The following is a 13,604-nucleotide window of genomic DNA, read 5'->3' as shown; positions in this document are numbered from 1 at the left end:
GAGGCTCGCACGTGTCCAAAACCCCGCTCGCTCTATTCGTCGGCTTGCCGAACCCGATACTGTCGGACGAGGAATTCGCCCTCTTTCGGGATACCAATCCCCTTGGGCTTTTTGTCGGGCGCCGCAACTTGAAGAGCCCGGATCAGGCCAAGCGTTTGATCGCGCGTTTCCGCGAGGCGGTCGGTCGTGAGGATGCGCCGGTTTTTACCGACCAGGAAGGCGGCCGTGTGCAGCATCTCGATGCGGGGCCATGGCCGCGATTCAGAAGTTTTGCGCAATTTGCGGAGCTTGCCCGCAGAGATCTTGATCGCGGAAAGCGCGCCCTTCGTTTGTCATCCCGTGCCATGGGGGCAATGATGACCGAGCTTGGCCTTTCGAGCGGATGCTCACCTGTTCTCGACCTTGTCTTTCCAACGACGAGCGATGTCATCGGTGAGCGTTCGTTCGGCGCAGATCCCGATTTCGTTGCGGCCCTCGGCCGCGAGGTCGTGGACGGTTTGATGGAAACGGGCTGTCTCCCCGTAATGAAGCATATTCCGGGTCACGGCCGGGCCACGCTGGATTCGCACAAGGAACGGCCCGTGGTGGATGCCTCGGCCGAGACGCTGCAGGCCACCGATTTCAGGCCGTTCGTCGCCTTGAAGGATACGCCGTGGGCCATGGTCGCCCATGTCGTCTTCTCCGCTTACGACAAGGAACTGCCTGCTTCCGTCTCGCCGGTGATGCATGACGTCATCCGCCGGGACATGGGGTACGAGGGCGTATTGATTTCCGACTGCATCTTCATGGAATCGCTGCGCGGCAGCTTGCCCGAGCGGGTCAGGCAGGTGCTCGATGCCGGTTTCGATATCGCCTTGCACAGCCACGGCGACATTCCCGAAAGCGAGGCAGCAGCCAAGGCGGCCCGACCGCTGACGGATGCCGCTCAGACGCGGATCGCCGCCGGCAGAGCCCGTCTCGGCAATCTCAAGATCGATTATCGTGCCGCTCACGCGGAAGTGGAGGAGCTTTTCCAAGGTACATTTGCGTGAACGGCACGTCGAGCCAAAAATCAACAAAGGGGAACGAGATGAATAAAGTTGTTCTTGCGGCTGCAACAGCCCTGGCGCTGGTTTCGGGGCCGGTGATGGCGCAAACCGTGCTGACGGCGAATATCGAACCGGCCACAACCTGGGTGCGCAACTTCAATCCGTTTAATCAGACCTCCGCGCGTCAAAGCACGCTGGATTTCATCTACGAGCCTCTGGTGGTCTTCAATCGCTTCGACAGCAACAAGCCGATCTTCCGGCTGGCTGAAAGCTTCAAGCTGGCCGACGACCTCAAGAGCATCGATTTCAAGCTAAGGCCGAACCTCAAATGGTCGGACGGAAAGCCGCTTACCTCGGCCGACGTCAAATTCACCTATGACTATCTGAAGAAGTTCCCCGCCCTCGATTTCGTCAGCATCTGGACTTTCATTACAGACGTGGAGATCGTCGATCCGCAAACGGTCCGGTTCACGCTTGCCAATCCGAGCTCGCTTGCGGCCGAGCAGCTTTCTCAGCTTCCCATCGTGCCGGAACATGTGTGGAAGGACATCGCTGATCCCGTGACCTTTGCCAACGAGACTCCCGTCGGTAGCGGCCCGATGACCGAGATCCCTCGATTTACGGGCCAGACCTATGATCAATGCCGCAATCCTCATTATTGGGAGACGGAGCGCCTCAAGGTAGATTGCCTGCGCTTTCCGCAGCTTGCGGACAACAACCAGATCCTGACCGCAACGGCGGATGGTACCCTCGATTGGGGCGTGTCTTTCATTCCTGATGTCGAAAATGTCTATGTCGCCAAGGATCCTGACCATTACCACTACTGGTATTCACCAAGCAGCATGGTCGCCTTCCTGTTCAACCTGGAAACCGCCAACGAGAACAACAAGAAGGCCTTCAATGACGTCAAGTTCCGCCGTGCGGCCTCCATGGCGCTCGACCGCGCGACGATGATCGATATTGCAGGCTATGGGTATCCGACGCTGAACGAAGACCCTGGTTTGATGGGGGAACTCTACAAGAGCTGGGCAGATCCGTCCGTCCAGGCCGATTTCGGCAAATATGCCAAATATGACGCCGAAGCCGCCAAGGCTCTGCTCGATGAGGCCGGATACAAGGACAAGGATGGCGACGGCTTCCGGGACAATCCGGACGGGTCCAAGATCTCTTTTTCCATCATCGTTCCCAATTCCTGGACCGACTGGGTCGACACCGTCAACATCGCCATCGAGGGTATGCAGGCGGTCGGCATCGATGCGAAGATCGAAACTCCGGAAGAGGCTGTCTGGACCTCCAACCTTATCGGCGGCAAGTTCGATGCGGCGATCAACAGCCTACCGGCCTCGGCCTCGCCCTATTATCCCTATAAACGTGCATTCAGCGCATCGGACAAGGGCAAGACCCGCTTCACCGCGCAGCGCTGGTTCAATCCCGAGGTAGAGAAGCTCGTCACGGAATTTACCCACACCGCCGATCTTTCAAAACAAAAGGAAGCGATGAACAAGGCGCAGCGGATCGTTGCCGAAAACATGCCAATGATCCCGGTGTTCAACAACCCCAACTGGTATCAGTACAACACCAAGCGCTTCACAGGTTGGTCGACAAAGGAAAACCCGTTCGTCAATCCCTCTATCTCACGCATCAACCCGGCGCGTCTGCTGCATCTGCTGGCGCTGAGGCCGGCCCAATAAAGGTGGGATGATTTTGGCAGGCGGCGTGTTCCGCGCCGTCTCGTCTTAGAGGGAGTTCACATGGCTTTCCTGTTCCGCCGGCTGGGATTTTATCTCGCCGCCTTCGTCGCGGCGGCGACCATAAACTTCTTCCTGCCCCGCCTGATGCCCGGCGACCCAGTGCAGATCATGTTCTCCAGCGCAGGCGCCGAACTGCCGCCGGAGAGCCTGCAGTCATTGAAATTGACCTTCGGCTTCGTCGATGGACCTCTTTGGCAGCAGTATCTCACCTATCTCGGCAGCATCTTCACCGGCGACCTTGGCCGCTCGATCAAATATTTCCCCGCCCCGGTTACTGCGGTCCTCGGGCAGGCGCTCGTCTGGACAGTGGGCCTGATGGGCATCGCAACGCTCATAAGTTTCACCATCGGCAGCTTGCTTGGCGTTCTTGCCGCCTGGCGGCGCGGCAGCGCCTTCGATGTGATCGTTTCTGTCGGAGCGATCTTCGCAACCTCGGTGCCTGCCGTGGTGACCTCGCTGATCGTAGTCTTCGTCTTCGGGTTCACCCTTGGCTGGTTTCCCAGCGGTTATGCCGCCGATCCTCGTCTCGATCCCGCCTTCAGCCTCCAATATGTCGGCAGTGTCCTCTACCACGGCTTCCTCCCCATGGTGACGCTTTGCGCCGTGCTGACCGGTGGGTTTGCCGTAACGATGCGCAACAACATGATCAATCTCCTCGGCGAGGACTATGTGGTGATGGGACGCGCCAAGGGCTTGTCGGATAACCACGTGATGATCTGGTACGCGGCGCGCAACGCGCTTTTGCCCACCGTTTCCTCGTTGGCGATCGCAATCGGCACGATCCTCGGAGGTTCGCTCGTCACGGAGGTCGTCTTCAATTATCCGGGTCTCGGCAACATTCTCTATCAGGCAATCCTGGCGCGCGACTATCCGGTGATCCAGGGGCAGCTTCTGATCATGACGGCAACGATGCTGATCGCGAATTTTATCGTGGACGTCAGCTATGTCCTGCTTGATCCGCGGCTCAAGGGAGCTTTGTGACATGCGGGTTCTGTATGACGGCCTGTTGCGCAACCGCAAGGCGCTTGTTGGCGCGATCATTCTTGCACTCGTCCTGCTGGCGGCGATCGCTGCACCACTTTTGACCCAGTATGACCCCTCCGCTCGTGTGGGGCGGCCGCATCAGCCGCCATCGTGGAACCACCTCATGGGGACCACCCGCATTGGCCAGGATGTTTTTGCGCGTCTGCTTTATGGAGCCCGTACATCGCTTGCCGTGGGCTTCGGTGCGGGTTTGCTGATAACCGCTGTTGGAACGGCGCTCGGCATCATCGCCGGCTATCGTGGCGGCAAAACCGACGAGGTCATCAGTTTTCTGACCAATATGGTCCTGGTGGTGCCGAATCTGCCGCTCTTGCTCGTGCTCGCCGCTTTCATCGGTCAGGCAAGCCCCTTTGTGATTGCCCTCATCCTCGGGCTCACCTCCTGGGCGTGGGGAGCGCGCGTCACGCGGGCGGAAACGCTGTCGCTCAAGCAGAAGGATTTCGTCAAGGCGGCGGAGATGATCGGCGAGCCGCGGTGGCGGATCATGACATTCGAGATTTTCCCGAACCTGATTTCCATCGTCGGGATCAATTTCATCGGCAGCGTCATATTCGCAATCATCACCGAAGCGACGCTGGAATTTCTGGGTCTGGGCGATCCGAGGGCAATCTCCTGGGGAACGATGCTCTACAACGCCCAGAAGGCATCGGCTCTTTCGGTCGGCGCCTGGTGGGAGATCCTGATCCCTTGCTTTGCGCTGGCTCTTTTAGGTCTCGGCATGTCGCTCCTCAACTTTGCAATCGACGAGGTCGCAAATCCGCGGCTTCGCACGGGAAATTGGCGTGATCGCTGGATCTTGCTTGCCCGGTCGGGGGAGGGACGCCTTTGAGCGGTCCGCTGCTTTCGGTGAAGAACCTCACCATCGACTATATCGGCGACAGGAAAGACTTCCGCGCAGTCGACGACGTGAGCTTTGATATCGCACCCGGCGAAGTCTTCGGACTTGCCGGAGAATCCGGATGCGGCAAGAGCACCATAGCCTTTGCCATCAGCCGTCTGCACAAACCCCCGGCGCTGATCCGCCGGCAGAGCAGGATCCTTTTGAACGGACGCGACGTGCTCGATCTGACCCCGCAGGCACTGGCAGCTTTCCGGTGGCGTGAAGTGGCGATGGTCTTTCAGAGCGCCATGAACTCGCTCAATCCCGTATTGCGGATCGAGGACCAGTTCCACGATGTTCTGATGAGCCACACGACGATGTCGAAAGCACAGGCGCGCGAGCGAGCCGCCGAAATGCTGCGGCTCGTCGATATTTCTCCGGATCGCCTGCGCGATTATCCACACCAGTTCTCCGGCGGCATGCGCCAGCGCATCGTCATCGCCATTTGCATGGCGCTTGGTCCCAAGCTGGTGATCATGGATGAGCCGACCACCGCCCTCGATGTTGTCGTCCAGCGGGAGATCCTTCAAAGGATCAACGATCTTCGGCGCACATTCGGATTTTCGGTTCTGTTCATCACGCATGACCTCGGCCTGATGGTGCAATTCTGCGACAGGATCGGCATCATGCTGGCGGGCAGGCTGGTGGAGGAAAATGCGGCCGAGGCAATCTTCCGCACACCAGGCCACGACTACACGAAAAAGCTCTGGTCGTCCTTCCCCTCGTTGCATGGAGGCGCGCTGTTGTGAGCCATGCCATTCTGACCCTCGACGGCGTGACGAAGACCTTTGGACATGGGCCGTCGACCGTGCATGCCGCACGCTCGGTTTCCTTCTCTCTGCATGCGGGCCGTGCGCTGGCGCTGGTGGGGGAATCGGGCAGCGGCAAGACGACCTGCGCGCGCATGGCGATGAGGGAATACCAGCCGACCGCCGGACAGATCCTGTACAAGGGCAAGTCCATTGCCGAGGCGGGCTCGTCCGACGTCGCGAACTATCGGCGGGCCGTGCAGATGATCTTCCAGGATCCCTTCGCTTCCCTCAATCCTGCACATACTATCGCCTATCATCTGACGCGTCCGCTGAAGCTTCATCGGCCGGAGATCAAGTCAGCCGCGATCCGAGCGGCCGTCGGTGACCTGCTGCGACAGGTGCAGCTGGAGCCCGATATCGTTCTTGGCAAATACCCTCATGCGCTCTCAGGAGGGCAGCGCCAACGGGTCAACATAGCGCGGGCGCTCGCCACAAGACCCGAAGTGATCGTCGCGGACGAGCCGACATCCATGCTGGATGTCTCGGTTCGGCTTGGAATTCTGAACCTCCTGAACAAGATGAAACAGGAGATGAAGCTCGCGTTGCTCTACATTACGCACGACATTGCCACGGCTCGCTATATCGCCGAAGACATTGCCGTCATGTATGCCGGGCAGATAGTCGAATGGGGGCCAACCCGGCGGGTGATCGAAAACCCGATCCATCCCTATACGCGGCTGCTGCTGTCCGCCGTACCAGACCCGCAGATACGCTTCGACGACCCCCGTGCGCGCCTGCGATCTCGGGAAGTAGAAGATGTTCGCCGCGGATCGGGCGTGCCGGAGAGCGAAGCGCTGGAATATGAGGCCGGACATTTCGTGCGAAAACTTGCGATGGAACCTGGCTGACCGCATTGCGAGCCAAAAGCGCCATCGCCGGATCCGGAGGGCGGGGTCTCGAAGCGTCCTTTTCAGCGATTCTGACGGCAGGTGTCCTGATATTACCGAAGCATTATGAATTTTGTCGGATGCTGCAGGCGATCGGCAATGTGTTGTTGTCTGGTTGGCAGTAAAGCGGCGGCGTGAACTTCGGCCCGTCTCTATAATGCCTATCCAGCCGGCAAGATTTGTGGACAGAAACTTTGGCTCATGGAGGTCTGAACTGAACATCATGCAGCAAACTGATGGTCGTTGTCAGTTTCGTCGTGCAGATCCGGGGCTCCTCGGCGGGAGGGGCCGTCCGCGATGACCTTTCATGATCTTTCGCCACTGGCGCGGCTTGAAAGCGAACTGGCAGATCAAACGGCGCGGCTCGATGAGGCGATCAACAACATGCCGCACGGATTGTGCATGTTCGACTCCGAGAAGAATCTGATCGTCTGCAACGCCGCTTATGCGGCCATGTACCACTTGCCCGAGGGGTTGACACGGCCTGGCACCCCGCTTGACTCAATACTTGAGCATCGCGAGTTGAGGGGAATTGGTCCTCTCGACAAAGCGGCGTATTTCGACGTGGTGACGGCGGCCAATGTGATTGGCTCGGTCGCCAGCCAGAATATTGTCCTCTCCGATGGCCGGGTGATCAAGATTACCCATAACCCCATGAAAACCGGTGGCTATGTCGCGACGCATGAGGACGTGACCGCTGCGGTTGCGGTTTCTGAGGAATTGATCCGCCAACGCGACATGCTGGAAGCGGCGGTTCAAGCACGAACGGCGGAGATCGAACGGCAGGCTCGGGAGCTGGAACGAATGCTTGCCCAGGAGAGGCAGATCAACGAACTGCAGCGCCAGTTCGTTGCCATGGCCTCGCACGAATTTCGCACTCCGCTGACGATCATCGATGGAGCCGCGCAGCGCTTGTTCCGCCGCCGCGGTCAGCTGGACAGCGAATTCGTGACGGACAAGATTGACCGGATTCGAGGCGCCGTTTCCCGGATCGTCGAGTTGATGGAAAGCATTCTCGCGGTTGGGCGGCTGGATCACGGGTCTGTGGAGATGTCTCATGAGCCTCTTTCCCTGAGGGAACTGATACGGACCTGCTGCGACCGGCAGCAATCGATCGCGGCGGACCACAGGATCCATACGGATCTCGGCCGTCTTCCAGACCAGATCGAAGGGGACCGGAGGGCGCTTGAGCAGGTGTTTACGAACCTTCTTTCCAACGCGGTCAAATACGCGCCTTCCGCTCCGGACGTTCACGTGGCGGGATGGAAGGACGCGGCCGGGATTAAGATCGCAGTGCGGGATGGTGGCCTGGGTATCGATGCAGAGGACCTGCCGCGCATGTTCCAGAAATACTTCCGAGCCCGCACATCGAGCGGTATCGCGGGGACCGGCATCGGGCTCAATCTCATCAAGCAAATCATCGAGCTGCATGGGGGAACCGTCGAGGTGGCCAGCAAGAAGGGTCACGGCTCGACCTTCACGATTACCTTACCCTTGGAGATGGAACGAGCTGCCGCCGATACGGCTATCCGGACGGAGCGGAATAGTATCGCTGTCGGCGATCTCCGAGGTGCCGCTGAACTTTGCCGTTGATCATTCCGCAAGAACTGCAGATGGGGTGGGGGACACCTGCGGCGCACCGGGCGCCTCGGTCTTCACCAGGTCCATGAATTTTGGTTCTTTCGAGCATTCCGGCACTTGAGGAAGCCATTCGTTTCGGCGAAAAGGTCTTCCGCGTCTCGACATTTTCCGAAAAAACTCGCAGACACGTCATTTTTACGCCGCCGCCGCTGTTCGACCGCGCCCTTCGACGGCCACGAATGCGTTCGGTTGCAGAGGTCGGAGAGAATGGCGATCAGCCGGTTCTTGATCATTGACAAGGGGGTCGGACGGGCTCGTGGTCCTTCCGAGCGGCTGTTGAGGTCGATCGAGCAGGTGCTAGGCGCTCTGGCAGGGTTCATTCTCGCGATCCTGTTGGCCATCGTGCTGGTCAGCGTCTGCCTGCGCTACTTCTTCAGTACCGGCTTTATCGGTGCGGAAGATCTCGGCATCTGGCTTCATGTGGCGCTGATCTCGCTCGGCGCCCCTCTCAGTCTCAGCAGCGCGCTTTCCATGCGGCTCGATGTCTTCGTGCGATTGTTGCCCGACCGCCTCTCCCCGATCGCCGAGGTCCTGGGCGACGTATTCACGGTGCTGGCTGCCTTGATCCTTCTCTTCGGCGGCAGCCAGATCATGAGCATGCTCGGCGGGATCTCGCCAGTGCTCGGCGTTCCCGAATGGATCCGCTTCGGATTCCTCGGGATCGGCGGAGGCCTGATCCTGGTCATCCTGCTTCTGCGGCGGATCGGTGAGAGCAGGGGAGGCGGGGCGTGCGTGTCGCTCGTCCTGGGGGTGTTGCTCTACTTCAGCGTCCCCCAAATCGGCATCGATACCTTTTTGCCGCCGAGCCTGTTTCTCGCCCTCGTCGCGGGGCTTGGTCTGGTGCTATCCGCGCCGCTGGCCCATGCCTTTCTTGCGGCGGCTTATGCAGCGATCGCCTTTGGCGGCAGTCTTCCCGAACCGGCGATCGTTTCGACCACGGTCACCGGCATGTCGAAATTCCTGCTTCTGGCCATCCCTTTCTTCCTGTTGGTCGGCGGTCTTCTGACGGCTTCCGGCGTCGCCAACCAACTCGTTCGCTTTGCTCAGTCAATGGTAGGGCATCGCCGGGCGGGGCTGGCTCAGACGACGCTGCTGACCAGCGTGCTGTTTTCCGGTGCTTCCGGCTCCTCTGTCGCGAATGCGGCCTTTGGAGCTTCGACCTTCCAGCCCGAACTCGTCCGGCACGGCTATCCGCCCGCCCGGGCTGGCGCGATCATCGCCGCGACTTCGGTTCTGGACAATGTCATTCCTCCGTCAATCGCATTCCTGATCCTGGCTGCTGCAACCAACCTCTCCGTCGGATCCCTGCTGGTCGGCGGTTTTTTTGCGGGCGGGCTCATGGCGGCATGCCTTGCCGTCGCCATTCATCTGACGGTCCGCGAACAGTCGACGCCGGTGCGCGCAACGGCCGCGCAACGCCGACAAGCGGCGATTTCCGCAATCCCGGCTTTCGGGCTGGGCATTATCGTGGTGATTGGCATCCGCATCGGTATCGTCACAACGACCGAAGCTGCGGCGCTTGCCGCGTTCTACACGCTCATCCTTGCCGTCTGGTCGAAACTCGGCTTCGGCCCGCTTTTCCTGGCATTCCGTCAGGCTGCAATAGAGGCTGCTGCGATCGGGCTGCTGATCGGCACGGCCGCGCCCTTCGCCTTTCTGCTCGCGGTCGACGACGTGTCCGGGCTCATTTCGAATGTCGTGACATCGCTCGGCGCCGGCGCGCTCGCAGTCATCGTTCTGTCAAACCTGATCCTTCTGGTCGTGGGCCTTGTCCTCGACATCGGCGCCGCAATCCTGCTTTTCGGTCCGATCCTTTTGCCAACAGCCGTGGCCGCTGGCATAGATCCCATCCACTTCGGCGTTATCCTGGTGGTCAACCTGATGATCCATGGTCTGACGCCGCCGCTCGGCATGCTGGTCTTTGTCGTCAGCGGCGTCACCGGCGTTCCCGCCTCGGCGCTCTTCCGCGCCGTCGTGCCTTATCTTCTCGCTCTTCTCCTTTCCCTGGCGCTCCTGTGCGCCTGGGCAATCATCTCCTGATCCCGGTATTCTGGTCGTTTCTCGCCGCATCCGCCCTCATCCTCTGACATGCCGCGGCACAAGCCTTGATGTTGGAGGCGCCACACCCCCGCTATCGTCTGCTGTGAAAGCTGGGGCTTTCGCAATTTCACATGATAGGTTTACGGTCGATCTTGTGGGAATAATAGCCGCCATGCATCACCAGGCGTTCGGCTGCCGAGCGACGGAACATACGCATACGTTTCGCTTAGCTGCGTGAGAGGAAAGGGGCATCCTTTGAGGTTTTCATGCTGACACTGCGGCAGATCGAAGTCATCCGGGCAATCATGGTCACCGGCAGCATTGCCGGAGCGGCAAGATTGCTCAATGTATCGGCGCCCGGCATCAGCCGCCTGATGAAATACTCCGAGGACTCGCTCGGCGTTCGGCTTTTCGACAGGCGCGCAGGGCGTTATGTCCCGACGCCGCAGGCTCGTAACATTTTCGACCTTCTCGATACGGTGCATCGCAAGATCGACGATCTCCAGTCCGCCCTCGGCGATCTCGGCCGCGGCAAAAGCCAGGAGCTCTGTATCGCTTCGGTGCCGAGTATCGCAAACGTCATGGTGCCGCGCGCCATTGCTCAGGTACGGGATAGATATCCTGACCTCGGCCTCGACGTGAACATCGTCAAGATCGAGGAAGCGATCGACTATCTCCTGCTCGGTCGCGGCGAATTGGTTGCCATCTCCTCGCGTTTCGACCATCCGCTGATCGAGTTCGAATTGCTGGCAAGCGGAAAGCTGCTGTGCATCGTCCCGGAAACCAGCCCGCTGGCCATGCGGGAAAAAATCACGCCGCAGGAGATGTCCCAATATCCGCTGATCGGCATCAATCCAAAAGATCCCTACGGCGCAATCATGGCGGCAATGTTCACCAGGTCGGGCATCGACTACAAAATGAATGTGAAGGCCCGTTTCGGAACGACCGTCTGCAGCCTTGTGGCAGCGGGTCTTGGTATTGCAATCATAGACGAGTTTACCGTTGCCCATGGCGTGGTGCGCGGGTTGAAAAGGCTGGAGATCGACGCCGACAGCATCTTTCATACCTATATAGCCTACCGAAAGGACCTGCCGCTCTCCGTCTATGCCGAGCATTTCCTCGATGCCTTGCGCCGGGAAATGACCAGCGTCAGTTCCATAAAGCTCCCCACCAGGAAGTTGCGGCGCGGATCATCGGGACGTTAACATGATGTTACGCATCACGCCGAAATTGGTAGGCGATCTAACTGCGCAAATCCGCTACAAGTAAGCATGGGAGATGAACGGTAGCGTGGTGGAGGAACATGCGCAGCGTGGCCAATCTTGACTCTGCGATCTTGTCGCCGACCTCGGCTTCCGCAGCGCGGTTGCCCGGCTTCGGCCCGGCAGAAAAAGGATCCGGCAGATGACGGGCATGTTTCCCTCGAGCAGCACGCGGCTTTTCCCGATCCTCGGCGATCCGATCGCCCAGGTCCGGTCACCCGCGAAAATCACCGAGCTATTTTTTCGGCGTGGAGAAGATGCGATCGTGGTGCCGTTTCACACGTCTTCGTCAAACCTGCCGAAAGTCTTCGAAACGCTGGACGCGGTGTATAATGTCTCGGGGATGCTGATAACGGTCCCGCACAAGCGGATGGCCTTTTCCCTTTGCGCCACGAAGACGAATCGGGCGCATTTCGTGGAAGCGGTCAATGTCGCACGCCGAACGAACCAGGGCTGGCACGGAGACAATACCGATGGCCTTGGCTATCTCGACGGCATCGAGCGGAAGGGCTTTGCCGTGGCAGGCAAGCGGGTTTTGCTGCTGGGCTGCGGCGGAGCAGGTGCCGCCATTGCATTTGAAATCATGAACCGCGGCGCATCTCTGCTTGCCATCCATGATATCGACGCTGAACGGCGCGACACCGTAATCGGCAGGCTTGCGCAAAGGTTTCCGGGAAAAGTCATGGCGGGGAGTGCCGATCCGACCGGTTACGACCTCGTTGCCAATGCGACGCCTTTGGGCATGAAACCGGACGATCCGCTGCCTGTCGATGTATCGAAGCTGCAACCGTCACAATTCGTGGCCTGCGTTATCACCAAACCGGAAGTCTCGCCGTTGATCGCGGCGGCAATGCAGCGCGGCTGCGCCACGATGACGGGCGGAGGAATGTTCGACGCACAGGCCGAGACGCTGGCGGATTTTCTTCTTGGTCATCAAACCTGAGGAGGACAACGAGGAGGATTTCGACTTTCGCCTTCAAAGACTTATTCACATGCCTAGGCGGCGCATGTAGGAAACGGAGCCGCAGTTTTGGGCGCGACTTACCAACGGGGAGGACTTTCGATGTACCACAAGCACTTGCTCGCAATTTCCACTGCTCTGCTTGCCACGGCTGGCATGGCACAGGCGCAGGAGACCGTGAAGATCGGCACCGTCGCCGAGCTTTCCGGCCCGGGCGCCCCGGCAGGAACCAACTGGCGTGACGGCATCAAGATCGCCGTCGAAGAAATCAATGCCGAAGGCGGCATTCTCGGCAAAAAGATCGAGCTGAGCGAATACGACACCCAAACCGATCCTCAGGTCTCGCGCGCACTCGTCCAGAAGGCGATCGACGCCGGAGCATATGCCATCCTCGGAACCATCTATTCCGGTTCGACCATGGTCAACATGCTCGTCGCCCAGCAGAACAGCATCCCGCAATTCGTCGGTTCGGAAGCGCCCGGCATCGTCGAGAAGGGCAATCCCTTTGTCTTCCGCACCTCGTCCGGGGCCCAGAAGGGCGTCCCAGCGCTGACGACCTATTTCAAGGACACGCTGAAAGCCAAGAAGGTCGCCGTTGCCTGGGTCAACAATGAATTTGGCAAGGGTGGCCGCAACGTCTTCGTGGAAGAAATGAAGAAGGCCGGCATCGAAGTGGTTGCCGACGTTCCTTCCGAACAGGCCCAGACGGACTACGCAGCCGATATCGCGAAGCTGAAGCAGGCCAATCCCGATGCCGTCTTCGTCTACATGAACCAGGAAGAGTCGGCCCGCTTCCTGATCGAAGCGAAGAAGCAATCGCTGGCCATGCCGCTCGTTGGAGAAGTCACCCTTACGGAAGCCAAGGTCATCGAACTGGCCGGTGGCGCTGCGGAAGGTGCGATTGCCCATGTGGGCGTGACCGCGACGGCCACGGATGTGCCGGGCATCGGCGCCTTTGCCAAGAAATTCGAAACAACCTTCAAACGTCGGCCGACCCACGACGCCATCAAGGGTTATGTCGGTGCCTGGACGACGAAATATGTGACCGAAATGGTCGGGGAACTCGACGGCGAAGCCTTTGCAGAAAAGATGCACGGCCTCTGCCTGAAGGCTGCGGACCATCCGAAGATCCTGCTCGACACCTGCTGGGACGATCGCGGCGAGATGTCCCGCCCGAGCTTCATGGTGCAGGTCAAGAACGGCGCGCCCGTGGTGATCGGTACCGTTCCCGCCAACTGACAATTCCGGTCTCGCCGCGGCGGCCTGGCTGCCGCGGCCATCGTCGAAAGAGACGTCCA

The 13,604-nt window shown here is 59.6% G+C and carries 10 protein-coding genes and 1 pseudogene; all 11 read left to right on the top strand.

Translation table 11 applies throughout. The features are described 5' to 3' along the window. Positions 1-11: 11 nt before the first annotated feature. The 11 genes and pseudogenes from EDE05_RS09195 (at position 12) to EDE05_RS09145 (ending at position 13,545) form a co-directional block, all read left to right on the top strand. Entirely contained in the window at positions 12-1,031 is a 1,020-nt protein-coding gene (locus EDE05_RS09195; protein WP_112797959.1) for a glycoside hydrolase family 3 N-terminal domain-containing protein, read from the top strand. Positions 1,032-1,069: 38 nt separating this feature from the next. Beyond that, the gene (locus EDE05_RS09190) at positions 1,070-2,719 is read left to right on the top strand and encodes an ABC transporter substrate-binding protein (RefSeq protein ID WP_112798052.1); all 1,650 of its coding nucleotides are present in this window, start codon (positions 1,070-1,072) and stop codon (positions 2,717-2,719) included. A 60-nt stretch (positions 2,720-2,779) separates the two neighbouring features. Next, positions 2,780-3,760 carry an ABC transporter permease gene (locus EDE05_RS09185; RefSeq protein WP_112797961.1) on the top strand — a complete coding sequence of 327 codons (981 nt, stop codon included), beginning with the start codon at positions 2,780-2,782 and terminating at the stop codon, positions 3,758-3,760. 1 nt (position 3,761) lies between these two features. Continuing rightward, positions 3,762-4,652, top strand: a complete 891-nt coding sequence (locus EDE05_RS09180) for an ABC transporter permease (protein WP_112797963.1) — start codon at positions 3,762-3,764, stop codon at positions 4,650-4,652. After that, positions 4,649-5,452: an ABC transporter ATP-binding protein gene (locus tag EDE05_RS09175; RefSeq protein ID WP_112797965.1), complete on the top strand. Its 804-nt coding sequence runs from the start codon at positions 4,649-4,651 to the stop codon at positions 5,450-5,452. The genes EDE05_RS09180 and EDE05_RS09175 overlap by 4 nt, the downstream gene beginning before the upstream one ends. Next, entirely contained in the window at positions 5,449-6,363 is a 915-nt protein-coding gene (locus EDE05_RS09170; protein WP_132410407.1) for an ABC transporter ATP-binding protein, read from the top strand. Before EDE05_RS09175 ends, EDE05_RS09170 begins: the two co-directional genes overlap by 4 nt. A gap of 309 nt (positions 6,364-6,672) precedes the next feature. Further along, a pseudogene (locus EDE05_RS09165) lies at positions 6,673-7,995 on the top strand (ATP-binding protein); the annotation flags it as partial. A gap of 255 nt (positions 7,996-8,250) precedes the next feature. Beyond that, on the top strand, positions 8,251-10,083 hold the full coding sequence (locus EDE05_RS09160; protein WP_134100667.1) for a TRAP transporter large permease subunit: 1,833 nt from the start codon (positions 8,251-8,253) through the stop codon (positions 10,081-10,083). Positions 10,084-10,349: 266 nt separating this feature from the next. Continuing rightward, positions 10,350-11,288: a LysR family transcriptional regulator gene (locus EDE05_RS09155; protein ID WP_105371074.1), complete on the top strand. Its 939-nt coding sequence runs from the start codon at positions 10,350-10,352 to the stop codon at positions 11,286-11,288. A 199-nt stretch (positions 11,289-11,487) separates the two neighbouring features. Further along, a complete protein-coding gene (locus EDE05_RS09150; protein ID WP_348631314.1) occupies positions 11,488-12,288 on the top strand; it encodes a shikimate dehydrogenase in 801 nt (266 codons plus the stop codon). Positions 12,289-12,408: 120 nt separating this feature from the next. Further along, positions 12,409-13,545, top strand: coding sequence for an ABC transporter substrate-binding protein (locus tag EDE05_RS09145; RefSeq protein ID WP_105371073.1), 1,137 nt, complete (start codon positions 12,409-12,411; stop codon positions 13,543-13,545). Positions 13,546-13,604 lie beyond the last annotated feature (59 nt).

The organism is Neorhizobium sp. R1-B (assembly GCF_004368875.1).
In the GTDB taxonomy this organism is placed as follows: domain Bacteria; phylum Pseudomonadota; class Alphaproteobacteria; order Rhizobiales; family Rhizobiaceae; genus Neorhizobium; species Neorhizobium huautlense.
The sequence above is the reverse complement of the archived record's forward strand: the minus strand, read 5'-3'. Positions and strand labels throughout refer to the sequence as shown.